Genomic DNA, 21,845 nt, shown 5'->3' with positions numbered 1-21,845 from the left:
ATTCATCGACCACACTCATTCATGCCTGTGAATGAGAGTGGTTGATACTATTTACTTACCACATCGCCTTATCTCATCACGGGATCATTACCCGATCACTATTGGAACGAATCCAATAAAACGTATGACATATCACCTTCAGGGAGGTGGCAATGGCGACTTCGCATTGTGTTGGTTTTCCCAGAATTGGCAGATATCGTGAGCTGAAAAAAGCGACAGAGGCTTACTGGAGAGGCGATCTTGACCAGTCAGCCCTGATGGCTGAAGGCAGTCGTTTACGGTCAATGCACTGGCGAATGCAACAGGATGCCGGTATGGACTGGGTCGCTACTGGCGATTTTGCCTGGTATGACCAGATGTTGAACCATTCCATGATGCTGGGAGCGATTCCTCAACGCTTTGAAGATGGCATTGAAGATAACCAGCTGGATACCCAGTTTCGGATGGCAAGAGGACGTGCGCCCAGTGGTCAGGCGACAGCGGCCTGTGAAATGACCAAGTGGTTCGATACCAATTACCACTACATTGTGCCTGAACTGCACAAAGGTCAGACATTTCAGCTAACCAGCCGGGCGGTAATAGAAGAAACAGCTGAAGCTCAGGAGCAGGGATTTAATGCTAAACCGGTTCTGATTGGACCATTAACCTGGTTATGGCTTGGAAAAATTAAAGGAGAACACTTCAACCGGCTGGAGTTGCTTGATGATCTGGTGGTTGTTTATGGACAGGTGTTGTCGGAACTGGCAAAAACCAGTGTTCAATGGGTGCAGATAGATGAACCCATTCTGGTTCTGGATCTGCCACAACCGTGGTTGCAGGCATTTGAAAGCGTTTATAACAGGCTCCAGACACACGATATCAAGATTATGCTGGCGACCTATTTTGGTGGTTTGCAGGAGGCAACGACTACTGTCGTTAATTTGCCGGTTGAAGGTTTGCATATAGATCTGGTTCGCGCGCCTGAACAGTTAATGTCTGAGCTGGACCGGTTGCCTGCCTATAAAACACTGTCTGTCGGAGTGATTGATGGCAGAAATATCTGGCGTTCTGACCTTTCAGGTATTCTTGAACAGTTAAAGCCGGCTCGTGAGAAGCTGGGTGAACGACTGTGGGTATCTTCCAGCTGTTCATTGCTGCATGTTCCCGTTGACCTCAGTTCAGAAGAGCGGTTGGACGATGAAATTAAATCCTGGCTTGCTTTTGCGGTAGAGAAGTGTGATGAAATTGCAGTGCTTGGCAGGGCATTGTCAGGAGATAACAGCGACAAAATCAGAACGCTGTTTGCCTTGTCGGATGCGGTCGCCTGCAGTCGTAAAACATCCCGGAGAGTGCATCGAAAAGAGGTTGCGCAAAAGGTTAATGCCATTTCTCCCAGGCTGATGCAGCGACACTCCCCCTATGCGGTAAGACAAAAGTTGCAACGGGAGAAACTGAAGTTGCCGCTGTTTCCTACCACCACCATCGGGTCTTTTCCCCAGACGACAGAAATACGCCGACAGCGCGGCCTCTATCGGAAAAAACAGCTGGGCAGGCAGGCCTATCTTGAGTCCATGCAACAGGAAATTCAGGCCACCATAAAACGACAGGAAACGCTGGGGCTGGACGTTCTGGTTCATGGTGAGGCAGAGCGCAATGATATGGTGGAGTATTTTGGCGAACAGCTGGAAGGTTTTGTCTTCACTGAGTATGGCTGGGTGCAGAGTTACGGTAGCCGGTGTGTAAAGCCGCCCATTATATATGGTGATATCTGCCGGCCTGAGCCTATGACGGTTAGCTGGAGTGTGTTTGCCCAGCAGCAGACCAGAAAAATTATGAAAGGTATGCTCACAGGGCCGGTGACGATTCTTTGCTGGTCATTTCCAAGGGATGATGTTCCGAAAAGAACCTCCTGTGAGCAGCTGGCTCTGGCTCTGCGTAAAGAAGTGACGGATCTGGAACAGGCCGGGATTCAAGTCATTCAGATTGATGAACCGGCGATCAGGGAAGGTCTGCCTCTGAGAAAAGAGGACTGGCCAGAGTATCTGGACTGGGCGGTAAACTGTTTCCGGCTGGCAGCCAGTGGTGTAAAGGATGATACCCAGATTCACACCCATATGTGTTACAGCGAGTTCAATGACATCATCGAATACATTGCTGCCATGGATGCTGATGTGATTACCATTGAAACCTCCCGGTCCGACATGGAACTGCTGGATGCTTTTGAGGAATTTGAGTATCCCAATGAAATTGGCCCCGGGGTTTATGACATTCATTCGCCTAATGTGCCGGAACGGGAATGGATTAAACAGTTGATTCAGAAGGCGGCTGAAAAGATTCCGCCTGAGCGGTTGTGGATAAACCCGGACTGCGGCCTGAAAACCCGTGACTGGCCAGAAGTGGAAGAGGCCCTGACCAATATGGTGCAGGTTGCCAGAGAACTGAGAGCTGAATATTGAACAGGTTGCTTCCGCCAGCTTTGCTGGCGGAAGGCTTCAGGGATGGGGAATTTTTCTGGCTTTGACCTGTAGTTCAACCTCCGGGGAGGGTTCTTTAAAGGCGAATCCGGCTTCCTCGTTATCAGGAGCCAGAATGCTTATATTTCTGACCGAGCGGTATATCATGGTGTCGATAAGCACGGTTTGCGCCTCTTCTCCCGGCATGACGGCATATTTCACTATGTAGGTGTGATTCATCACATCATCGAGAAAATAGAGTTTTCTGGTTGTATAGCCCGGTAACTCAATAGTCTGCTGTTGCAGAGGCCTGCCATCAATCAGGAGATTGGTCTCCAGATGATAATAAACGTTGTCAGTACCGGTTCTGGAAAGGCTTCCACAGGCCGATAAAAACAATAACAGCGGCAATATCAAAAGCTTGGGAGCTGGTTTCATGGTTAGTTATTCTGATTCTGAAAGTTGAGCACCAGTTTAGCAAACAGGGTAAAACCGTGTTTCTGACAAAAAAACACAAGCCTGAGAAAAAAACAGTTGTTCTCTGAAATCAATAGGGTGTTAAATCAATTTATACCTGCCTGAAAATCTTACCCCACTCTGGCAGGTATTACGTGTCACAGGGACGAACCAGAAAAATAACAATGATTAAAGTCGATCAGCTCAACAGGAACGTGAGAGGGTTGAAACCTTCAGCCACACTGCGGATTAACGAAGACAGCAATCGCCTGATCCGACAGGGGCGGGACATCATTAAACTGGGGCTTGGGCAATCCCCGTTCCCGGTTCCGGAAGTGGTGACCAGTGCGTTAAGGTTGCACGCTCATGAAAAAGACTACCTGCCTGTCAAAGGTCTTTACTCATTACGCGAAGCGGTTGCCAGTTATTACCAGCGAAGGGATGGTATTCCAAGGCAGGCTGAAGATGTTCTGGTGGGTCCGGGTTCCAAAGAGTTAATTTTTAATTTGCAGATGGCTTGTGAAGGGGACCTCTTGATTCCTGCGCCCTCATGGGTTTCCTATGCTCCCCAGGCTCAGCTGTTAGGACGTAAGGTTTTTCACTTGCCGACCAGCCCACAAAATCACTGGCGGCTTCAGGCGGATGAGCTGGATGCGTTCTGTCAGCAGGAACCTGAACGAACCCGTATTCTGATTCTGAATTACCCCAGTAACCCAACCGGTTGCAGTTATGATGCAGACAGCCTGAAAGCGTTATCGGAAGTTGCCCGAAAATACGGCATTATCGTGGTGGCTGATGAGATTTATGCGGAAACCACCTTTGCTGGCAATCATCAGTCGATGTCAGTGTACTATCCCGAAGGAACGGTTATCAGCAGTGGCCTCAGTAAATGGTGTGGTGCCGGAGGCTGGCGACTGGGGGTGATGTTGCTGCCAGATGAGCTAAGACCTTTGCAGGATGCCATGGCTGTCATTGCCAGTGAAACCTTTACTTCTATCAGCGCGCCGACCCAGTATGCAGCCTGTACGGCTTTTTCTGAGTCGGCTGCTCTGGATGCTTATCTCTTGGCAACCCGGGATGTGTTAAAACGAATTTCGTCGTATATGGTGAAAAGGCTGAGGGCTGTCGGGCTGGAAATGGAGGAGCCGGTAGGAGGCTTTTATCTGTTGACCAGCTTTGAAGCCCTGAGGTCAAAGCTGGAAAAAAAGGGCATTTTTTCATCGGAACGGCTCTGCGAGAAGCTGCTGGAAGAGACCGGTGTCGCCTTATTACCGGGTTCAGATTTTGGTTTAGACGACAATCAGTTGTACACTCGCATGGCATTTGTTGATTTTGATGGTGACAGGGCGCTGGGTGCAATAGACGACAACAGCCTTTCTGAAGAGGCGTTTATTGAAGTGAACTGTCCCAAGCTGGTACAGGCCTGCCATCGAATCGAAAACTGGTTGAAATAATAGACAAAAAATAACCATTACTGATAGATGGTTCAGACAAATGCAGCCGGTGTTTTGCACCGGCTGCATTGTTTTTTGCTGTTTGGTAAATCAAATATGAAGAAATTTTTCAGGACGATTGCTGTAGGGGCAGCAATAACGCTGGCCGGATGCCAGTCGGTTTCTACTACTTCGTCCGGCACCATTGGTGTGCAGAGACAGCAGCGAATGGTGACCATGCTTTCTGAAAGTGAAGTCAACCAGATGGCTGCTGACGCATACCGTCAGGAGCTGGCAAAGGGAAAAGAGGACGGTACGCTTAACCAGAATCAGAAACAGCTGAAACAATTGCGGAAAATTGCTGACCAGTTGGTGAAGCACGTTGGAGTGTTCCGGATGGATGCCCTGCACTGGGACTGGGAAGTTAACCTGCTCACCAGTAAACAGCTGAATGCTTACTGTATGCCGGGAGGTAAGATTATGTTTTACACCGGTATTCTGGATGAGTTAGAGCTGACGGATGACGAGATCGCCGCGATTATGGGGCATGAGATGGCTCATGCCTTGCGTGAACACGGTCGGGAGGCCATGTCCCGCGCCTATGTACAGCAACTGGGGTTCAGTGCCGCTGCAGCCTTGCTGGGGGCCGATCAGAACACGATGCAAATGGCTGATGTTGTAGTGAATTACGCCATGACCCTGCCAAACAGCAGAACCAATGAGGTGGAGGCAGACCTGATTGGACTGGAACTGATGGCAAGGGCTGGTTATGACCCTCATGCAGCCGTCACGCTCTGGGAAAAAATGTCAGCGGCGGCTGAGGGCAGTCCACCCGAGTTCATGAGTACTCACCCAGCGCATAACACGCGAATTTCCGGCTTACGTGCCAATATTCCCAAGGTGAAACACCTGGGAGGGCGGGATTAACCTGTTTGACGCTTACTTTAATGTTGTATAACCCAGTGTACCGCTGGGTTATACCTTTGCTATGATGCTCCAGACTTATTCTTACTAATAAACAGGCTGTTCTAATGGCATTTGAACTCGAAGACTTCCAGGAACAAATCAAAACCCACAACATTCTGCTTTATATGAAGGGTTCCCCAAAACTGCCTCAGTGTGGCTTTTCGTCTAAAGCCGTTCAGGTACTGATGGCCTGTGGCGAACAGTTTGCTTTTGTTGACGTTCTGGCAAACCCTGAAATTCGTGCCAACCTGCCAAAATACGCTAACTGGCCAACCTTCCCTCAGCTGTGGGTAGGTGGTGAACTGGTTGGTGGCTGTGACATTCTGATTGATATGTACAACAGTGGTGACCTGCAGAAACTGATCTCTGAGGCGGCAGGCAAAAGCGAGTAAGCTTTGGCGCTAACAATTAGCGCCAGCCAACAGCACCGGGGTTGGACTGTTTTGCAGATGCAGTCCAACCTGTTGAACGGGGCGGTGCGGTTATTCGTCAGCACTTTGGGACAGCAGATAGTTTTCCATGCCCAGTATTTTGATCTGGTGCAGGTGTACCTCCAGATTATCCATGTGTTCCTCTTCAGCGGTCAGTATTTTTTCCAGCAGTTGCCTTGAACCAAAATCTCCGGCTTTCTCGCAGTACTTAATTCCTTCCTTTAAAACCGGTATGGCTTTCTTTTCCTGTTTCAGGTCCGATTCAAGAATGCCCTGAACCGAATTGGAGAGAATGGGTTTGTCCAGATGTTTAAAGTCAGGCATCCCTTCCAGAAATAATATTCGCTCCATCAGCCAGTCGGCATGCCACATTTCGTCAATGGATTCTTTATAGACTTCTTTGCCCAGCTTTTTAACTCCCCAGTTCTTCAGCATACTGGAATGCAGGTAATACTGGTTAATGGCTGTCAGCTCATTCATCAACGCCTTGTTCAGGTGTTCGATAACCGTTTGATCGCCAGTCATGATAGGTATCCGGTACAGGAAAAGATAAAAAAACGGTTGCCCGTCCACCTATCAAGTATGATGTGACATAGCCATCTGTCAAAGCTATCTTTCAATACTATCTTATTGAAAGATAACGATAATATTTATCATTTGTGTTTAGCTGGTTAAATTAAAGCTGTATTTAATTCATAGCGACTTTAACGTTTGCCAGCCACGAGTCTTACCTGATCGTGATCTCCATGTTCCCATACAGGATAATAAAGTGCCGGGCCTGTTGTGATCAGATCAATTCTGAAACCGGCATCAGAAAATGCACAGGCCAGCTGACCGGGATTAAAAAAATTGAAAAAGCTTCTGGGCATGATTGAGCGGGCTAAATCTCTTAACTCCCAGGCTTCATGATCAGGTTCGAAATGGCTGATCGCCTGGTCAATGAGGTTGAGAAAATCATCAACAGGATCAAGGCGGTCAGGATGCTTCTGCCGCTGGGATTCTTTTATTCCTTTCAGATTAACTGGCTTAAATGCTTGTGACTCTTCACAGGCACAGGTTAATACAACCTTTCCGCCGGGAATTAATAAACGGCGAAGCTGATGTATTGAAGCAAGGGTTTCTTCGTGGTTAAGGAAGTGGAAGACTTCCGAGCAGAGTATTCCGGAAAAATAGTTGTCGGGCAGAGGGATGTCGTCAGGCAGTTTAGCCTGATGAAAACTGAGTTGATTGGCTTTGTCATGATGCTCCTGCTGTAACAGTTGCAGACTGCCCTCATCAATCTCGGTTGCATAAACTCTGGCACCACTGTTAACAGCGATAAGGCTGTTGTGGCAGTTGCCACAACCAATATCCAGCAATGGGTTGGTAGTGTTCCAGCTACTCAGCCAGTGATCAATCAGTGGATTGGTAACGGAGAATGCCACGCCTGCCGGGTGTGCCATTTTGTGATAGAGCTTGTCTGGCTGTGACATGGCTTCACCTTAGAATATGAATTTCAGGCACAATTTCGATCACAAGACAATTTCGACCACAAGAAAGTATAGGTGCAATTTTCTGGCTGTCGGAAGATTAGTCCTTATGTGCGATCTGAGCCAGATCAATGGTTGGTGGGATTTGTAGTTATTTTTGTCGCACGAGTAGGCAAAAATACCTGCGATGTGTATGATTGGCAACGGCTTCAGAACACTGAGGCTCTGTATCAGCCAACGCGGACAGGTTGGCTCTGCGTGTTGTTGAACACAGTTAACTAACCGGAGATGAATAAATGGGCGTACTGGTAGGCAAGAAGGCTCCTGATTTTACCGTTCCTGCGGTTCTGGGTGATGGCACTATAGTTGATGAATTTTCCCTCTCGGAAGCCATTCGTGGAAAATACGGTATTCTGTTCTTCTACCCGCTGGACTTTACTTTTGTTTGTCCATCGGAGCTGATTGCCCTGGATCACCGTATGGATGCGTTCAAAGAACGCAATGTTGAAGTGATTGGTGTTTCCATCGATTCTCACTTTACTCACAACGCCTGGCGCAATACGCCAGTTAATGAAGGCGGTATTGGTCCGGTGAAATACACCCTGGCTGCCGATATGACTCACCAGATCTGTAAAGACTATGATGTTGAGTCCGAAGGTGGTGTTGCTTTCCGTGGTGCCTTCCTGATTGACGACAAAGGTGTTGTACGTTCCCAGGTCGTTAACGACCTGCCACTGGGTCGTAATATGGACGAATTGATCCGTCTGGTTGATGCACTTCAGTTCCATGAAGAGCATGGTGAAGTTTGCCCTGCTGGTTGGAGCAAGGGTGACAAAGGCATGAATGCCTCTCCTGACGGTGTAGCTAAATATCTGGCTGAAAGTGCAGAAGAGCTGTAAATTCCTCTGAATACAGCCCAATAAGCTTTTTCCAAGAACGTAAAGGCGTTGCCATTGATAGGTAGCGCCTTACTTTTTTCAAATGGCTGTCTTTTCAAATGGCTGTCTTTTAAATAACAGCCGTTCAGTTTTTACGGCTTCGTTTGTAGAAACTCTGGGCAATGGCATTTAAGTGAACTTTCGTTTCAATATGTTCAAAAGAAAGAGATTGCTCAAGGGTTCCAAATAACGGGATGCCGCCACCCAGCACCACTGGAATTCGCGCAATAATCAGTTCATCAATCAGGTCCTGCTGCAGGAACTGCTGAATTGTCGTACCACCGTCTATATATAAGTGCTGATAACCACGCTGGTTAAGGTTTGATGTCACCTCTTCCGGACTGCCCTGAATAAGGAAGGCTTTATCCTGAAGATGTTCGGGAATGCTTTTCAGGGTATTGCTCAAGACAAACACCGGCTTTGGATAAGGCCATTCACAATCAAAGCCTGAGACGATCTCAAAGGTCTTTCTGCCCATTACCAGCGCATCAATTCTGGAAATAAATTCGGCAAACCCCATATCGTCGTGATCCGGGTTCGGGGTGCTGTGGAGCCAGTCCAGCCCGTGATTCCTGTCAGCAATATAACCGTCGAGGCTGGTGGCAATGTAAACAATGTTACTCATAAGCTTTTACAATCAATCTGTTTGTGAATTAGTGATATGTAAATTTATTCTACAATGTAGAATAAACGGGTTGGTATACGTGGAAGTTCAGAAGTATGAAAAAACGGGGCAGGCCGTCAGGGGCAGGTAGCAGCCTTTCTGCAGATAAAATCATCCAATGCGCCAGGGAGCTGTTAACTGCAGAAGGAAAAATACCCAGCATACGTCGATTGTCAGCAGAGTTGAGGGTCGATGCGATGGCGATCTATCACTACTTTTCCAGTAAAGCCGTTTTGCTGGAAGCTGTCACCGTGGCTCTGGTGAGTGACATTTATCGGCCTGAAGGCAATGAAGACTGGCAAAGCGAAGTGTTGCGATTGTGCAGGAGCTATCTGTTGTTGTTAAACCGTCATCCGGGATTGCTGGAGACCATGTTGTCCATGAAAAAGTACGGGCCTGCAGAAGTCTTCAGGCAACGGTTTGAACTGGCTTTATCTCCGTTGTCCCTCCGGCAAAAGACTGCAGATGATCTTTTGAATCTTATTGCAGACTATCTACATGGTTTTGCCCTGGCAGTTGATTGTCAGGATGAGCCGGATAAGCTTCCGGTCAACGATATTGAAGGTCCGCTCAGATTGGTCATGCGTGTACTGGAAAATGAAATAACTCCATGAGTCTGTACGGAAGCTCTCCAGGCTAAGGCAGTACAGGGTTTTGATATATCTCTTTGTTATCTCGGAAACTTTTTTTGAGCCTTTTTTATACATTGTTTTAGATTAAGGGTTGACTCAGCCGGAAATCTCATTAATATTCGCTGCCGTCAGGTGATGACGACAACGCATCACCAAGCGCGATTCCCCGATAGCTCAGTTGGTAGAGCAGTAGACTGTTAATCTATTGGTCGCTGGTTCGAGTCCAGCTCGGGGAGCCACTTTTTCCTAACTGAATTTTCAACAGGTTGAAGTGTGGCAGGGTTTGTCAGGTTGCGTATCTGATAAACGGCATGGGTCGTTAGCTCAGTTGGTAGAGCAGTTGGCTTTTAACCAATTGGTCGTAGGTTCGAATCCTACACGACCCACCATTCCTTCTCTCGCGTTTATGTGTTAAGTTGTCTGGCTTTATTCCCCGATAGCTCAGTTGGTAGAGCAGTAGACTGTTAATCTATTGGTCGCTGGTTCGAGTCCAGCTCGGGGAGCCATTTTTGAATGATCAGCTTGCGTAGCTGGTTGTTTGTGGGTCGTTAGCTCAGTTGGTAGAGCAGTTGGCTTTTAACCAATTGGTCGTAGGTTCGAATCCTACACGACCCACCATTTTCGTTCCCCGATAGCTCAGTTGGTAGAGCAGTAGACTGTTAATCTATTGGTCGCTGGTTCGAGTCCAGCTCGGGGAGCCATTTTTCTGCAACTTTTCCTGTTTCAGGACAGGTTGTTGAGTTGTTTTATTGAGATTGTTTGTTGGATTGCGTATCCATCAAACGACGTGGGTCGTTAGCTCAGTTGGTAGAGCAGTTGGCTTTTAACCAATTGGTCGTAGGTTCGAATCCTACACGACCCACCATTTTTTATTTCTCAATTTGAAGTTAACAGTTTGCGTGACTGATAACTTGTGGGTCGTTAGCTCAGTTGGTAGAGCAGTTGGCTTTTAACCAATTGGTCGTAGGTTCGAATCCTACACGACCCACCATCTTTCAAGCCGTTCTGATTCGTCAGGACGGCTTTTTTTGTTGTGGTGATTTTTTCTTGTTGTGGACTTTTCTTGTTGAGAGCCCAGGCGTCAGTGCAGCTTCAGATGGGGACGTGTTGTTTTCCCCAGGGCATCCTTCAGCATTAATGCGCCGGTTCTGGCCTTTCCGAACAGGGTTGTCTGGTGCATGCGATAAAGGCTGATGTAAAACAACTTGGCCAGAGCACCTTCCACCATCATATCACCCGTTACAGCCCCCATAAGATTGCCAACAGCACTGAAGCGACTCAGTGAAATCAAAGAGCCGTAGTCCTTGTAGGTGAAGTTCATGGGCTCGTTTCCTGCCACAACCTTTTTCAAACTCTTTGCCAGAAGCGATGCCTGCTGGTGTGCAGCCTGTGCGCGGGGAGGGATAGTGATGCTGTTGCCGTTTTTCAGGGTCAGGGTGCAGCTGGAACAGTCGCCAAATGCATAGATATGGTCATCTTGTGTCGTTTGTAAGGTAGGGCGAACGACCAGTTGATTAATGTGATTGGTTTCAAGCGTCAGTTTTCCAAGAAAACCAGGTGCTTTTATGCCAGCGGCCCAGATACTGAGGTCGGAGTTGAGGGTTGTTTTGCTACGGGTCACCAGCGAGTCCGGATGGATTTCGCTCACCAGCTGCCCGGTCATAATGGTAACCCCCATGTTTTCCAGCTGTTTATGCACACTGCTGCTGATTCGTTCAGGCAGGACCGGCAGGATGCGGGAAGCGCCTTCGATCAGGGTGATTTTTACATTTTTCGGGGATATCGCGTCTAATCCGTAATGGACCAGCTCTATCGCAGCATTGTGGAGTTCTGCCGACAGTTCAACGCCTGTCGCACCTGCACCGATGATGGCAATATTCAGTTCAGACTGATGGTTGCCTGAAGCCTGGGCATGCAGATAATGATTGAGCAGTGTCGTGTGAATGCGTTCGGCCTGCTCGCGATTGTCCAGAAACAGGCAGTTTTCCGGTGCGCCAGGTGTATCAAAGTCGTTGGCGGTACTGCCTACTGCAAGTACCAGTGTGTCATACTCCAGTGTGCGACGAGCCACCACTTCGTTGCCGTAATCGTCGCAGATAGGAGCCAGCTCAATGGTTTTACTGTCCCTGTCCAGGTTGGTCATTCGCCCGAGCAGGAAGTGAAAGTGGTTCCATTTAGCCTGAGCTAAATAGCAGAGTTCGTCTTCAAAGGCATTGAGAGAACCCGCCGCCACTTCGTGCAGTAACGGTTTCCAGAAATGAGTGCGCTGAGCATCAACCAGCGTTATGGAGGCTTTATTCCTTTTGCCAAGAGACTTTCCAAGCAGGGTTGCCAGTTCCAGTCCACCGGCACCGCCGCCGACAATTACAATCCGGTGTAAAGGGTCATTGTTATTTACATTATTCACTTGGTTATCACACGGTTAATGGCTGTCTTATACGGCTTTAGCCCAGAATAAAAACACCTATGGCTCTGCTGAGCAGACCCAATGCAACAATAATAGCTGCCAGCCATAGCATGAGTTTAAAGGGCTTGAAGCGACTGCGTTCTGTGGCATTTATGCCCTGCTTCAGGAAGGCATCTACTTTTGCCTGGTCTTCCGGCTTCAGTCGGGTCTGGGTTCTGTCCATCATTAAAATTCCCTAACTGTTCGGTAAGGTAGTACATATTTCTTACGCTCACAATCTAACCATACCTTGTGTCGGGACAGGCTGTAAAACCTCAGTTTCTATTTATAGTGACAGGTTATAGCGGCGCTATTGGAATGGTGTTGCCGGGCTGATTTAATAAAAGCAGGAACATAACCGGTAAACGTTGTGCTGAAACTGTTGTGGCTTGGGCTTAAGGTTAAATGGCAGGAGTGCAGGGAGTTTGTCTGTGTACTATGGCGTTTTCGATCCTGTCAGGCGTTTTTATTGGGCTACTGCCTGCTTGCTACCCTCTATCTTTTCTCCAGTCCTTACAGTGTCAGCCGGCGTTATTTGAAGTGGATTAATGCTGACGATGTCTACAGCTACGGTGAAACGCCCCTGACGTCGCTGGCAGAGATAGCAGATCGTACTGGCATTCATGCAGGCGATCATGTATTTGAGCTGGGGTCCGGCAGTGGCTTTACTGCACTCTGGCTCAGCCTGGTAAAAGGCTGCAGGGTTACCGCTATTGAGTGGATACCTGGTTTTGTGTATCGATTGAACTGGGTTGTCAGGGTCTTAAAGCTTTCGGGTATTGAGGTACGCTGTGAGGACTACCTGAAGGCATCTCTTGAAAACGCAACGGTCATCTATCTGTTTGCTTCCAATCTGGAGGATTTGATCGTTAATGAACTGGCGGAACGGTTAGCAGCCCTGCCATCGGGTACCCGCATTGTCACCGTCAGTTACCCTCTGCAGCCTTATATTGAGCGGCCGGTCTTTGCACTGGCTGACCGGTTTGAAACTCGTTTTCCGTGGGGTAAGGCAGATGTTTATGTTCAGGAAGTTGTCTGATCGACTAGAACATTTTGTGAACGGAAGTTAGTTTGCCGGCAATGCGATCGCTATACATCGCGACCATTTCCGGGACCGCCTTTTGCGGATAGTTCTGAATGCTGTTGGCGATAAACAGCCAGGTCGCCTGTGCCTGGCGAATAGGTTTACCCGCATAGGGGTGTTTCTGATACTGATCGTTCAGCCGGTTCATGCGTTCACCAAAGTGTCTGGCCAGCGTCTGGAGCTGCTGCCGACTGGATCGGGCAATATCCGATGACTGGTCATAAACAGCCAGTGCTAAATACTCTTTGGAGAGTCTCTGCATCAACAATGCCTGTTCGAGTATATTCAGCTCGGGCTTTTGTCTGGGAGTCTGGGTCATCAGCTTCTGTCTCAGCAGTAGTAACTGACGATCCAGTTTCGCCAGAGCCATCAGCAGGCTGTCTGCTTCCGGTGGGCGTGACTGTTTGGGCAGGTTGCCCATCCAGGTCGTATGGCGACTGATGACAGGCCAGAGTGCTTTGGTGGTGACCAGCAGGCCGCTGGTTTCTCCATCTTTACCCTGAGTGGGAAGATTGGGAATGGTTGTGTCGAGCAGGGTCAGGTTGTCCTGTATTTTTTCACGGGCGTCGCTGTTGAGAAAATCCAGCTGCAACAGGTAGATATTGACAATAAGCTGATTGAGGAGAAGCTCCTGATGCAGGATGTGTTCTGCGGTCAGAGGTGTTGCTGCTCTTGTTTCAGCAGAAGCTGAGACTGGTACGCTTAACAGAAGGAAGGCCAGGAGTATCGAATAGAGTGGCTGCAAAACAGGTCGCTCCGGCATGGGTGTATTTATTCGGCTGATGCCTGTTGTATCGGATCACTCTGGGCTAACTTAATCATCATTGCATGAATAGTGCGGCGATTCAGCATGAAGGAAGGATTGGCAACAGAGAAAAGCCATTTTCTCTGCCACCGATTACCGCTTTTTATTGACCTTTCAGTTGTTCTTTCAGTTTTTCCGGTACACCTTTAATAACCAGCTGGTCACTGGTTTCATCGTAATGCACCTGTGTGCCGAGAAGTTCTGCATCAAATGCCAGGGTTAATCCCTTGCTTCGTCCTGTATATCGAACCAGTTTGGTAAGGGTGCGTTTTTCCGGAGCCATCGGCGTTGTCATGTCGTAGTCGCGGGTATTAACAAATCGGGCAAATTCATCAGACCCGGCTTCACTCAGGTAGCCCGTTAACTCTTCCAGTGTCAGGGCATCGCCTTCATCTACTTTCGTCTGGCAGAAATCGTATACCTGACGGCTTACTTCTTTATGGTTTTCCAGCGACGGTGCTTCGCTGGCAAAGTCTTTAACGGCTTTCACCAGAGTGTCTGCCTCTTCCTTGCTGCCGCTGGTTTCGCTGCACCCAAGGGCTTCCTGAAAAACATCACTGAGGCGTCGGCCGCCACGAGGCCGTAAAAAGGACAGATAGCGACCACTGTTGGTGTTGCCCTGCCATTCGGTCACATTGATGCGACAGGCCAGTGACATTTTGCCGGTGTCGAGGTAGGCACAGTCCTGTATAGAAAGGTCTTCAGTGACCGTGACACTGATATTGCTGTTCAGCATGCACAGGATCAGGTAACGGGTCAGTCCCTGTTGATAGTCAGCAAACAGGACATAGCCACCGCCAAGAGCGCCTGCTTCACCCAGCTTGTCGCTGATCTGGCTGAGGGTATGAACGGTCAGCTCTTCAAAGGTCAGCTCGTCATTCAGATACTGGTTCAGCTCTGAAGGAAACGGGCTTTCAGGCTCTTCTGCAAACTGGCCATATCGTTTGTCCTGTTTCTTGTTATAGGTTTGCAGCAGGTCGTCCAGCATGGCTTCCAGAGCCGGTGTGGGTGGCAATAGGTGGCCCGTCGTTGTGGTCAGGGCATTGCTTTCCGGGTTTTGTTCCAGCTGATGTACAAGGATCTGTTTTATAGCCATGGGGTATTTGGGAATCGACGGTCAGTAATCGGTTAATGTTACAGTCAGTTTAAACGGGAGCATAGCTGTTTATGTAACTGCTTATGTAGCTGCTTGTGCAGCAATGGCCACAGCCAGGTTGCCCAGAGAGCCAGAAAGGCGAATACACTGAATCGTGCAGAGTAATAGAGTAACGGTTTGCCCTGGAGTTCGCTCAGGTCAGGCAGGTGATACCAGAATGCAATGATGCTGATGACACCGGGAACAGCCCGGGTGAAAAACAGTTGAAAGGATGGAGTCGCATGGGCGGTAAACAATAAGCCGATGGCACAACCGGTCAGCAACCCGTTAAATTTCAGGAACTGGCTGTAAGGGAGTGGATTGCTGTTGCCGGAGTTGATGTGGAAAATTTCCCGGAAAATGAGGATGAATATAAGTGGTAGAAGCGTAACAAATATCGTCAGCACTATTTTTTTCCAGTCAGGAAGCGGCTTGATAAAATCGATAACTCGTTGTTCAAAAGTAATGAACAGAAAAAGCAGGGTTAAACCGAGTAATAGTCCGAAGGCTACCTGTAGGGGGTAATGGACACCAAGATAAAGCCTGGATACACCGACAGACAGAATCAATAGCCCTGCTGCAAGCCATGCCCACTTATTTCTGAGACTGTATGCAATCAACCCCCAGAACAGGATTGCATTCTGGGTATGACCTGACGGCATTCCATAAGACTGTTCCACCATTCCGTTAAATAACTCGGGATGGCTCCAGTATGGGCGGGGGGATGCAAAAAAATGACGACAGACACCAAATATAATGCAGCTGATCAGTGTCCCCAATGCCAGCCTGCCACCGATGCGGGTATAGCCGCTCCAGTATACGACGGCAGCAATGAGTAAATGATGATACGAGTAACCGTAGCTGGATAAGGCTCTTAATGGACCATCCATGAAAGCGAGATGTTGCTGGAGGCTGGAAATAACAGTGTAGGCATCCATGGTATTTTTCAAGATTGTCGTTCAGTGGTTATCTGGCATTAAAATACGCTGAAGGCTGTTTTTGATCATCGTATCGAGCTGGTGCTGATTGGGTCTGATCCGAGCAAATAATTGTAAACCCAGAAACAGGCAGGTGAGTTGCCTTGCCATTTCTGCCGTATCTTTTGAGAGATAGTCTTTTGAGAGTTTATAGTTTTTATCAGCGAGTTGACTGAGCTGTTTTTCAAAGGCGGACTGAATGTCTGTAATGCCCTTATTGACCAGATCCCGGGCTTCCTGTGGTAACTGGTGGAGTTCGACGCTCGAACATGCCAGAAAACAACAGTTACGATAGTGCTCTTCCTGGTGATTTCGATAACTGGTGGTTAAAAAACGACGGATTCCGTCTAATGGGGAATCGCCGGTTAAATATCGGTTGATGCGAATCTGCATATCATGTTCCAGATAGTACTTCAGCACACTAATATATAAGCCTTCTTTATTTTTAAAATGATGGTACAGGCTTCCCGGGTGCAGTTCGGTCACTTCCTCAAGTTGTCGCAGGGAAGTCGCAGTAAAACCCCTTGACCAGAATAAGGCCAGGGCATTCTTCAGTACGGTATCTTTCTCAAAAGCTGAATGTCTTCCCATTACACTATTAGTTTAAAAACGAGTGGTTTAAACAGGGTTACTCCAATGTAGCAGTTATTTTTTACTGTGAACATTTATTGCTTTAACGCTCTGGTTTTTCTTTCCACAGTGTCCATTTCCGGTAACGATGGACAGCGATGAAACGCTCCTTCAAATGAGCTGGAAGGTGTTCAAAATTACCTTTTCTTGTTGCCAGAAAATCAGTTTTACCATTATTTATCAGGGCATTTATCTCATCTGCGGTATCAACCAGTACAGACTTTCCATGGGAATAAAAGCGTGAGGAAAAAGGGCGCTTATTAAAATAGAGCAGCTCTCCCGGATCGCTGACTTTTTCAGCGTGCATGGCTTGAATCATGGTTTTCTGGGAATTTTTGCCTCCGTCGTTTATGAGTACATAGATGGTGACTGCCATCATCACGGGTGTGATGCATGCACCTGCGACAACGCGACGATGCAGGGAGGGAGTCAGGTGTTTATGCCAGATGGTTGCCAGTGCCATGGCTAAAGGTGGCATCAGGGGCAGGGCATAAGTCCAGATCATGTTGCGGGCAAAGGTGAAAAACAACAGCAGGGAAAATAACCAGCACAACAGGAACCATACCCATTCAGAGAGCGCCAGTGGTTGCCTGTGCCGCCATTTACTAAACACTTTATTAAGCAATGCCCGACAGGCATAACCAGCAAGAATCAGAGACCAGGGGAAACCCCCTGCTATGAAAAGAGGCCAGATCATGCCTATAGGGCGAATATGGGCTGAACCATATTGGTCACCTTCCCAGCCACTGCTCAGGTAGCGGCTGAAGTGTTCACCGATAATCATGTATTCCAGCATGCCCGGCGTCTTCAGTTCTGCCGCAATAAACCATGGCAGGGCGATAATCGCCGCCATCAGGCTGCCACTGATCCAGGGCAGGCGTTTCCAGAGCTGCAAAAAGTGCCTCCGCAGCAGACACCAGAAAAAAACGGGCAGCCCTGCCAGAACCAGCCCTGCCAGACCTTTTGCCAGCAGTGCCATGGCTGAACCGACAAAGAACAGATAGCGCCAGCGAATGGCTTGTGAAGCGTTGCTGCTGTGAAAGCCTATCCAGAAACCGGTCAGAACCAGGGTAATACTGAACACCATAACCGGATCAGCCAGCAGCGCGCCGGACAGGACAAGGAACATGGCACTGGTTGTCAGAATCAGAATGGCCAGTTTTCCGGCCTGCTGATTAAGTTGAAAGGATGTCAGCTTCCAGGTGAGCCAGAGGGTACCAATGCTGGCGAGCAGGGAAGGCAGACGGGCGGCAAACTCGTTGATGCCAAAGAGTTTGAAGCTGATGGCTGACATCCAGATAAACAGGGGAGGCTTGCCCCAGAATGGTACATCGTAATCGAAGTAGGGGGTGATCCAGTCATTGGTCTCAACCATCAGACGTACCATTTCGCCGTAGCGGGCTTCGCTGGTATCCATCAGAGGATAGGTTCCCAGCGACAGCAGACGCATAATAAGGGCAACGGCAATAATGACCGTACCGTAGAGCCAGAGTTTTTTCGGGTGGTGACTGTCCGGATTCATTATTCTTGTTATTACTCCCTATGCCTGAGTACGATTCAGGTTAGCCCACTTAGATTGTAAAAGAGTCTTATTTTTCCTGCTAATTCACAGTCTGAACAATTCTGACTTATTCGTCGCGAGTTTTTTTACAAAAATGCAATTTTCATCACCAGTGGTGGCGAAAACCGCATTTTATCGTTCAGGGCTGTTTGCTCTACTGGCATAGTTTTTTTCAAAGGTATCCTTTCCCATGGCAATAATCTGGGCATTGATCATCCGGTTGAAGGCATCCAGGCAGTTCTGATGCTGGTCAGGCTTTTTACTGGTCTCCCTTAGCAGAGCAACCGTTGCTTCTATGGTGGAAAGGGCGCCTTTTCCCGGCGTTTTTCTGATGGTGTAAGCCGATGTGTGCGCTTCTGACAGGGTGAGTGCGGGCAGCTTTTGCAGAACAGGGTTCAGGTAATAGATTTTTTTTGCCTTACGCCAGGTGCCATCAAGAATCACACACAGTTCAGGCTTTGCATGGGTGGCTGTATAGGTTTTAACGGTGACAGCGTTCTCTGAAGGAAACAGCAGACAGGCGTGCCGGTTTGCCAGTTGCTTTTCCAGTGCTTTGGATTCTGTAAAGTTTTCACCCACCAGAATATTGCAATTGCTGATGCCGAGGCTGGCAATTCTGGCGCTGTTGATGGGGTGGCGGGTTTCGGAAGGGTGCTGCACGATAAGCAGGTCGATACAGGCTTTTTCCGGCTCCAGCCCTTTGCAGTAACAGGCAGACAAGGGACGAAGGCAGCGGGGGCACTCAATTCGGGCCATGCAGGATATTCCTGAAGGTCAGGTTGATACGGGGCTCAATCGGGCGAGCCGTTTTCGGGAGGCAATGTTGCCAGTGTGACTGGGAATGTCCAGACATAACCAGCAGGGAACCATTATTTAAGTTGATTGTGATGCCTGCTACGGTTTTGTCGTATTTGTGCCGTAGTTTAAACCGGCGGGTAGCGCCAAGGCTCAGGGAAGCGATGACGGGTTGTTCCCCCAGCTCTGGCTCATCGTCGCTGTGCCAGCCGTTACTGTCATTGCCGTTCCGGTACAGGTTGAGCAGAACGCTGTTGAACCGGTGTTGGCACAGTTGTTCGACCCTTGCTTTGAGTTGCAGTAGTTGAGGTGTCCAGGGCAGAGGGGCGAGGCGCAACCCTGAATAGCTGTAGTGGCAGTGTGTGTCACCATACCATGCCTGTAACCTGGGAATGGCAACGTGTCGGCCAAACAGCCGGATTTTATCCTGCCGCCACGGGGTGCTGGCGATAAGGTCGTCATAATATTTTCCTGATTCAGCAGGTGTTAATGCCCCGGGCCACAACTGAAGTTGTGTGTCTTTATCTATATCAATACTGTTCGGTCCGGAAAAATCCCTTTGCAAACCGTAGAGCAGGGCGTTCTGGTTTAGCAGCACTTTGTCTTCACCGGCACCATAGCAATGGAGGGCTACCCATTGTGAGTTTGAGGACACTATAGACCACCACGCTCAAAGGAGGAGAGTGGATTGGTTTTGGGCTACTTCAAATTTTCAGGAAACTGTCATTCGGGAATGCGTCCACGAATAAGGTTGGCAAGGTTGTAATAGGTCGTACCCATTTGGATGAGATGGGAAATATCTGCCGGGCTGGGACCGGCATTATCCCTTTTGGCTTTTTGTAAATGCCCCAAAACGGAGTAGAGCCCTCCAAATTGGGCGCGCAGTTTGGGGTCTTTTGCCTCCAGTTGCCTGGCGATTCTCATGCATTTTGTCTTATTCGTACCGGGCGTGGTAAGGGTTGGCGTCGGAGTGGTCGGGTTAGTGAGAGAATGAATCAGTTCTATTGTGCGTTTTTCACTGGTATCCAGCAGTTCACGGGCTAACGTCTGGGCGGGTTTTTCAATGGTTTGGTGCTGTGCCAGATACTCCGGATCGATAGCCTGTAAGTGTTTTATCCAGCACAGAGACTGCTCTTTTCTATACCACTCAACTGAAGTTGCGTCGGGTTGGAGGTCATTCAGCATTTTCTCCGCATCCTCGTAATGCCTGGCAGCAGCCAGTGCATTGGCTTTGTTCAGGCTTTTTTTTATGAACTCTCTCGTTTGGGTAAGCTTTTTTTTGGGGGGGCGTTTTTTTTCAACAGTGGTAAACCCATCCAAAGATACGTCGTCAGGGAATTCATCTGCAGAGAGGTATTCATCACTGTCTGAGTTGTCTTCAGTTTGTTGAGTCAGGGCTGTATAAAATTCGTCATCAGAATCTGATGACGAGTTATCGTCCAGACGAAGGAGAAGGGGGGCTTTAGCTATTTTTCCGGCTACGGCTTGATTTTGGTTAACAACTTCTTCAAGAATATCTACCTGTCCCTGAAAAAAGCGGATATGCAGATCTACAGCAGCCAGCTCTTCAAAATCAATCAGTTTGGCTTCTTCATCATTGGCTCTTTTCGAAAACAATTTTGTGGCCTGTTCGCCCACCGTATGATCAAGAATTTTTTCTGTTCCCTGGGTAAAGCGGTTTAAAGCTCTTATTGCCTCACGGTAAGTTTGCAGCGCACTTTCATAATGTTCCCGGCCTATGTAGAAGTCAGCTAAATATCGATAACCGTGCAGTATCTTGAATCCTTCCGTAAATAAAGCAATACACTTTTTTTCATCAACGGGTTCGTTTTTGCTGATGATTCTGGCAGCACAAAAACAGGGGAGCTCGCCTGTTGAACGAGTTAATAAATCCAGCGATTCAGCGTGATCTTTTAATCTTTTGCACCGAGCGTAGTGGTATAAAGCCCTCAGTATCTCAGCATCACCCCACCGCTTCATAAAGGAGTTGATGGCATCTTCAATTTTTATACAAACGGTCTGTGTCTGATCGTCAGGTGCGGCGAAAAAATCACATAGCAATTTGGAAAATTGGATAATTGCTGTGGGGTGTGGCTCATTATTAAAGGATTCCGTACCATACCTGACCTCATGGAATATTTTTTTTATTTTATTTTTTTTGGAGCGTTGTATCATCGGAGCCCAAAGCCAGATTGGCAAAATGCTCACTCTGAACAGCCGGGTATGTGACAGCTATACGCATGAATTCTTCAGAATCGAACCACTTTAACAGGCTCATATTGGCCTGAGTACCGCTGTGCGCTGCCATCAAATACTTGGCTGCAGGTGCAATACCGGACCTGTAGGCTTTTTGAAACAGCGTTGCTACTTCTTCACTAAAACTGTGGTTAGCGGAGAATCGACACATTCCCAGCCAATAACAGGCAAGACCGTGATATGGATGCCCTGGCGGAGAGTTCTTCATGAAGAGTTCGGCACATTCCAGTGCTTTCCGGGGGTTCCCTAAGTAGTCATAAGATACGGTCAGAAGATAGAGCCTCTCCGGAGACTCTTCTGCCCGGAGAGCCTGAGACATGGCATCCCTGAAATATATTTGTATATCCTCCATGCTAAGGGATCTGGTCTCCCTGGCTGCGGTAATAATGCGGTATTGCCGTATGCTCCTCTTTGCAGGAGCCGTGGAGGTTGATTGATTTGGAGGAATCTGTGGGCTTGCTTTCCGGGAAGACGGCTGTTTTTTCTTTTTTGGACGAGAAGGAGGCATGCCTCCTGAGTTGGATGGGCGGTCAGCAGGTGGAATGCTCACAGTGTTAACCTTCATGCATTGTTTTATCAGGTTTTATTTCGACCGAAGCAGTTTTTTTTTGAGTTTGACGGCGCTGGTGCGCCGCCTCTGAACGGGATTTTTCCTGCCTGGTTTTGCGGCCTGCTTTGCGGTGGCTCTACATAATAACAACGGGCCAACTTGCTATAACCAAGTCCGGCTTCTTT

At 48.3% G+C, this 21,845-nt stretch carries 22 protein-coding genes and 7 tRNA genes; 14 read left to right on the top strand and 15 right to left on the bottom strand.

Features of this window, described 5'->3' with window-relative positions:
* Positions 1–152: 152 nt before the first annotated feature.
* Positions 153–2,435, top strand: a complete 2,283-nt coding sequence (gene metE / locus V5J35_RS07645) for a 5-methyltetrahydropteroyltriglutamate--homocysteine S-methyltransferase (protein ID WP_354010678.1) — start codon at positions 153–155, stop codon at positions 2,433–2,435.
* A gap of 36 nt (positions 2,436–2,471) precedes the next feature.
* Here the strand turns inward: metE and V5J35_RS07640 are convergent, their stop codons facing one another.
* Positions 2,472–2,870, bottom strand: coding sequence for a hypothetical protein (locus V5J35_RS07640; RefSeq protein ID WP_354010677.1), 399 nt, complete (start codon positions 2,868–2,870; stop codon positions 2,472–2,474).
* Positions 2,871–3,073: 203 nt separating this feature from the next.
* Between V5J35_RS07640 and V5J35_RS07635 the strand changes: the two genes are divergently transcribed.
* The 3 genes from V5J35_RS07635 to grxD all read left to right on the top strand — a co-directional run bounded on the left by V5J35_RS07635 (position 3,074) and on the right by grxD (position 5,679).
* On the top strand, positions 3,074–4,342 hold the full coding sequence (locus tag V5J35_RS07635; RefSeq protein WP_354010676.1) for a pyridoxal phosphate-dependent aminotransferase: 1,269 nt from the start codon (positions 3,074–3,076) through the stop codon (positions 4,340–4,342).
* A 96-nt stretch (positions 4,343–4,438) separates the two neighbouring features.
* Positions 4,439–5,248, top strand: a complete 810-nt coding sequence (locus V5J35_RS07630) for a M48 family metallopeptidase (RefSeq protein ID WP_354010675.1) — start codon at positions 4,439–4,441, stop codon at positions 5,246–5,248.
* A 104-nt stretch (positions 5,249–5,352) separates the two neighbouring features.
* The gene (gene grxD / locus V5J35_RS07625) at positions 5,353–5,679 is read left to right on the top strand and encodes a Grx4 family monothiol glutaredoxin (protein WP_354010674.1); all 327 of its coding nucleotides are present in this window, start codon (positions 5,353–5,355) and stop codon (positions 5,677–5,679) included.
* A 90-nt stretch (positions 5,680–5,769) separates the two neighbouring features.
* Here the strand turns inward: grxD and bfr are convergent, their stop codons facing one another.
* Together bfr and V5J35_RS07615 are read right to left on the bottom strand one after the other, a co-directional pair.
* On the bottom strand, positions 5,770–6,243 hold the full coding sequence (gene bfr, locus V5J35_RS07620; RefSeq protein ID WP_354010673.1) for a bacterioferritin: 474 nt from the start codon (positions 6,241–6,243) through the stop codon (positions 5,770–5,772).
* Between the two features lie 179 nt (positions 6,244–6,422).
* Positions 6,423–7,190, bottom strand: coding sequence for a class I SAM-dependent methyltransferase (locus V5J35_RS07615; protein ID WP_354010672.1), 768 nt, complete (start codon positions 7,188–7,190; stop codon positions 6,423–6,425).
* Between the two features lie 293 nt (positions 7,191–7,483).
* Between V5J35_RS07615 and V5J35_RS07610 the strand changes: the two genes are divergently transcribed.
* A complete protein-coding gene (locus tag V5J35_RS07610) occupies positions 7,484–8,086 on the top strand; it encodes a peroxiredoxin (protein WP_354010671.1) in 603 nt (200 codons plus the stop codon).
* 124 nt (positions 8,087–8,210) lie between these two features.
* Here the strand turns inward: V5J35_RS07610 and V5J35_RS07605 are convergent, their stop codons facing one another.
* Positions 8,211–8,750: a dihydrofolate reductase family protein gene (locus tag V5J35_RS07605; RefSeq protein WP_354010670.1), complete on the bottom strand. Its 540-nt coding sequence runs from the start codon at positions 8,748–8,750 to the stop codon at positions 8,211–8,213.
* A gap of 95 nt (positions 8,751–8,845) precedes the next feature.
* Between V5J35_RS07605 and V5J35_RS07600 the strand changes: the two genes are divergently transcribed.
* The 8 genes from V5J35_RS07600 (at position 8,846) to V5J35_RS07565 (ending at position 10,412) form a co-directional block, all read left to right on the top strand.
* Positions 8,846–9,403 carry a TetR/AcrR family transcriptional regulator gene (locus V5J35_RS07600; RefSeq protein WP_354010669.1) on the top strand — a complete coding sequence of 186 codons (558 nt, stop codon included), beginning with the start codon at positions 8,846–8,848 and terminating at the stop codon, positions 9,401–9,403.
* Positions 9,404–9,584: 181 nt separating this feature from the next.
* Positions 9,585–9,660: transfer RNA gene (locus V5J35_RS07595), tRNA-Asn, on the top strand.
* 74 nt (positions 9,661–9,734) lie between these two features.
* A tRNA-Lys gene (locus V5J35_RS07590) sits at positions 9,735–9,810 on the top strand.
* A gap of 41 nt (positions 9,811–9,851) precedes the next feature.
* Positions 9,852–9,927: transfer RNA gene (locus V5J35_RS07585), tRNA-Asn, on the top strand.
* Between the two features lie 36 nt (positions 9,928–9,963).
* A tRNA-Lys gene (locus tag V5J35_RS07580) sits at positions 9,964–10,039 on the top strand.
* 7 nt (positions 10,040–10,046) lie between these two features.
* Positions 10,047–10,122: transfer RNA gene (locus tag V5J35_RS07575), tRNA-Asn, on the top strand.
* A gap of 88 nt (positions 10,123–10,210) precedes the next feature.
* Positions 10,211–10,286, top strand: a tRNA-Lys gene (locus V5J35_RS07570).
* Between the two features lie 50 nt (positions 10,287–10,336).
* A tRNA-Lys gene (locus V5J35_RS07565) sits at positions 10,337–10,412 on the top strand.
* A gap of 90 nt (positions 10,413–10,502) precedes the next feature.
* On the opposite strand, the gene V5J35_RS07560 is transcribed toward V5J35_RS07565, so the two are convergent.
* Together V5J35_RS07560 and V5J35_RS07555 are read right to left on the bottom strand one after the other, a co-directional pair.
* Positions 10,503–11,828: an NAD(P)/FAD-dependent oxidoreductase gene (locus tag V5J35_RS07560; RefSeq protein ID WP_354010668.1), complete on the bottom strand. Its 1,326-nt coding sequence runs from the start codon at positions 11,826–11,828 to the stop codon at positions 10,503–10,505.
* 37 nt (positions 11,829–11,865) lie between these two features.
* On the bottom strand, positions 11,866–12,054 hold the full coding sequence (locus V5J35_RS07555) for a DUF3094 family protein (RefSeq protein WP_354010667.1): 189 nt from the start codon (positions 12,052–12,054) through the stop codon (positions 11,866–11,868).
* Between the two features lie 183 nt (positions 12,055–12,237).
* Here V5J35_RS07555 and V5J35_RS07550 point away from each other — a divergent pair, with 183 nt between their 5' ends.
* Positions 12,238–12,906, top strand: coding sequence for a class I SAM-dependent methyltransferase (locus V5J35_RS07550; protein ID WP_354010666.1), 669 nt, complete (start codon positions 12,238–12,240; stop codon positions 12,904–12,906).
* A gap of 4 nt (positions 12,907–12,910) precedes the next feature.
* Here V5J35_RS07550 and V5J35_RS07545 read toward each other — a convergent pair whose 3' ends face one another.
* The 9 genes from V5J35_RS07545 to V5J35_RS07505 all read right to left on the bottom strand — a co-directional run bounded on the left by V5J35_RS07545 (position 12,911) and on the right by V5J35_RS07505 (position 21,618).
* Positions 12,911–13,714, bottom strand: a complete 804-nt coding sequence (locus V5J35_RS07545; RefSeq protein ID WP_354016307.1) for a hypothetical protein — start codon at positions 13,712–13,714, stop codon at positions 12,911–12,913.
* 145 nt (positions 13,715–13,859) lie between these two features.
* Positions 13,860–14,852: a nucleoid-associated protein gene (locus V5J35_RS07540; RefSeq protein ID WP_354010664.1), complete on the bottom strand. Its 993-nt coding sequence runs from the start codon at positions 14,850–14,852 to the stop codon at positions 13,860–13,862.
* Positions 14,853–14,896: 44 nt separating this feature from the next.
* Positions 14,897–15,829: a phosphatase PAP2 family protein gene (locus tag V5J35_RS07535; protein ID WP_354010663.1), complete on the bottom strand. Its 933-nt coding sequence runs from the start codon at positions 15,827–15,829 to the stop codon at positions 14,897–14,899.
* Between the two features lie 21 nt (positions 15,830–15,850).
* On the bottom strand, positions 15,851–16,459 hold the full coding sequence (locus V5J35_RS07530; protein ID WP_354010662.1) for a TetR/AcrR family transcriptional regulator: 609 nt from the start codon (positions 16,457–16,459) through the stop codon (positions 15,851–15,853).
* Positions 16,460–16,541: 82 nt separating this feature from the next.
* Positions 16,542–18,020 (bottom strand): ArnT family glycosyltransferase, encoded by a 1,479-nt coding sequence (locus V5J35_RS07525; protein ID WP_354010661.1) that lies wholly within the window; start codon positions 18,018–18,020, stop codon positions 16,542–16,544.
* Positions 18,021–18,191: 171 nt separating this feature from the next.
* Positions 18,192–18,815: a tRNA-uridine aminocarboxypropyltransferase gene (locus tag V5J35_RS07520; RefSeq protein ID WP_354010660.1), complete on the bottom strand. Its 624-nt coding sequence runs from the start codon at positions 18,813–18,815 to the stop codon at positions 18,192–18,194.
* Positions 18,802–19,509, bottom strand: a complete 708-nt coding sequence (locus V5J35_RS07515) for an alpha-ketoglutarate-dependent dioxygenase AlkB family protein (RefSeq protein WP_354010659.1) — start codon at positions 19,507–19,509, stop codon at positions 18,802–18,804. Before V5J35_RS07515 ends, V5J35_RS07520 begins: the two co-directional genes overlap by 14 nt.
* Positions 19,510–19,577: 68 nt before the next feature.
* The gene (locus tag V5J35_RS07510; protein ID WP_354016306.1) at positions 19,578–20,834 is read right to left on the bottom strand and encodes a hypothetical protein; all 1,257 of its coding nucleotides are present in this window, start codon (positions 20,832–20,834) and stop codon (positions 19,578–19,580) included.
* 169 nt (positions 20,835–21,003) lie between these two features.
* Positions 21,004–21,618 carry a hypothetical protein gene (locus tag V5J35_RS07505; protein ID WP_354016305.1) on the bottom strand — a complete coding sequence of 205 codons (615 nt, stop codon included), beginning with the start codon at positions 21,616–21,618 and terminating at the stop codon, positions 21,004–21,006.
* Between the last annotated feature and the right edge of the window lie 227 nt (positions 21,619–21,845).

Origin of the sequence: Endozoicomonas sp. NE40, from assembly GCF_040549045.1 — a bacterium.
GTDB lineage: Bacteria > Pseudomonadota > Gammaproteobacteria > Pseudomonadales > Endozoicomonadaceae > Endozoicomonas_A > Endozoicomonas_A lisbonensis.
Note: the sequence above shows the minus strand (reverse complement) of the source record. Positions and strands in the feature narration are given on the sequence as shown.

Excerpts from the sequence above, each read along its gene's own strand:
- metE (WP_354010678.1), top strand. The coding sequence starts at position 153 with ATGGCGACTTCGCATTGTGTTGGTTTTCCCAGAATTGGCAGATATCGT.
- V5J35_RS07640 (WP_354010677.1), bottom strand. The coding sequence starts at position 2,870 with ATGAAACCAGCTCCCAAGCTTTTGATATTGCCGCTGTTATTGTTTTTA.
- V5J35_RS07635 (WP_354010676.1), top strand. The coding sequence starts at position 3,074 with ATGATTAAAGTCGATCAGCTCAACAGGAACGTGAGAGGGTTGAAACCT.
- V5J35_RS07630 (WP_354010675.1), top strand. The coding sequence starts at position 4,439 with ATGAAGAAATTTTTCAGGACGATTGCTGTAGGGGCAGCAATAACGCTG.
- grxD (WP_354010674.1), top strand. The coding sequence starts at position 5,353 with ATGGCATTTGAACTCGAAGACTTCCAGGAACAAATCAAAACCCACAAC.
- bfr (WP_354010673.1), bottom strand. The coding sequence starts at position 6,243 with ATGACTGGCGATCAAACGGTTATCGAACACCTGAACAAGGCGTTGATG.
- V5J35_RS07615 (WP_354010672.1), bottom strand. The coding sequence starts at position 7,190 with ATGTCACAGCCAGACAAGCTCTATCACAAAATGGCACACCCGGCAGGC.
- V5J35_RS07610 (WP_354010671.1), top strand. The coding sequence starts at position 7,484 with ATGGGCGTACTGGTAGGCAAGAAGGCTCCTGATTTTACCGTTCCTGCG.
- V5J35_RS07605 (WP_354010670.1), bottom strand. The coding sequence starts at position 8,750 with ATGAGTAACATTGTTTACATTGCCACCAGCCTCGACGGTTATATTGCT.
- V5J35_RS07600 (WP_354010669.1), top strand. The coding sequence starts at position 8,846 with ATGAAAAAACGGGGCAGGCCGTCAGGGGCAGGTAGCAGCCTTTCTGCA.
- V5J35_RS07555 (WP_354010667.1), bottom strand. The coding sequence starts at position 12,054 with ATGATGGACAGAACCCAGACCCGACTGAAGCCGGAAGACCAGGCAAAA.
- V5J35_RS07545 (WP_354016307.1), bottom strand. The coding sequence starts at position 13,714 with ATGCCGGAGCGACCTGTTTTGCAGCCACTCTATTCGATACTCCTGGCC.
- V5J35_RS07540 (WP_354010664.1), bottom strand. The coding sequence starts at position 14,852 with ATGGCTATAAAACAGATCCTTGTACATCAGCTGGAACAAAACCCGGAA.
- V5J35_RS07535 (WP_354010663.1), bottom strand. The coding sequence starts at position 15,829 with ATGGATGCCTACACTGTTATTTCCAGCCTCCAGCAACATCTCGCTTTC.
- V5J35_RS07530 (WP_354010662.1), bottom strand. The coding sequence starts at position 16,459 with ATGGGAAGACATTCAGCTTTTGAGAAAGATACCGTACTGAAGAATGCC.
- V5J35_RS07525 (WP_354010661.1), bottom strand. The coding sequence starts at position 18,020 with ATGAATCCGGACAGTCACCACCCGAAAAAACTCTGGCTCTACGGTACG.
- V5J35_RS07520 (WP_354010660.1), bottom strand. The coding sequence starts at position 18,815 with ATGGCCCGAATTGAGTGCCCCCGCTGCCTTCGTCCCTTGTCTGCCTGT.
- V5J35_RS07510 (WP_354016306.1), bottom strand. The coding sequence starts at position 20,834 with ATGAAGCGGTGGGGTGATGCTGAGATACTGAGGGCTTTATACCACTAC.
- V5J35_RS07505 (WP_354016305.1), bottom strand. The coding sequence starts at position 21,618 with ATGCCTCCTTCTCGTCCAAAAAAGAAAAAACAGCCGTCTTCCCGGAAA.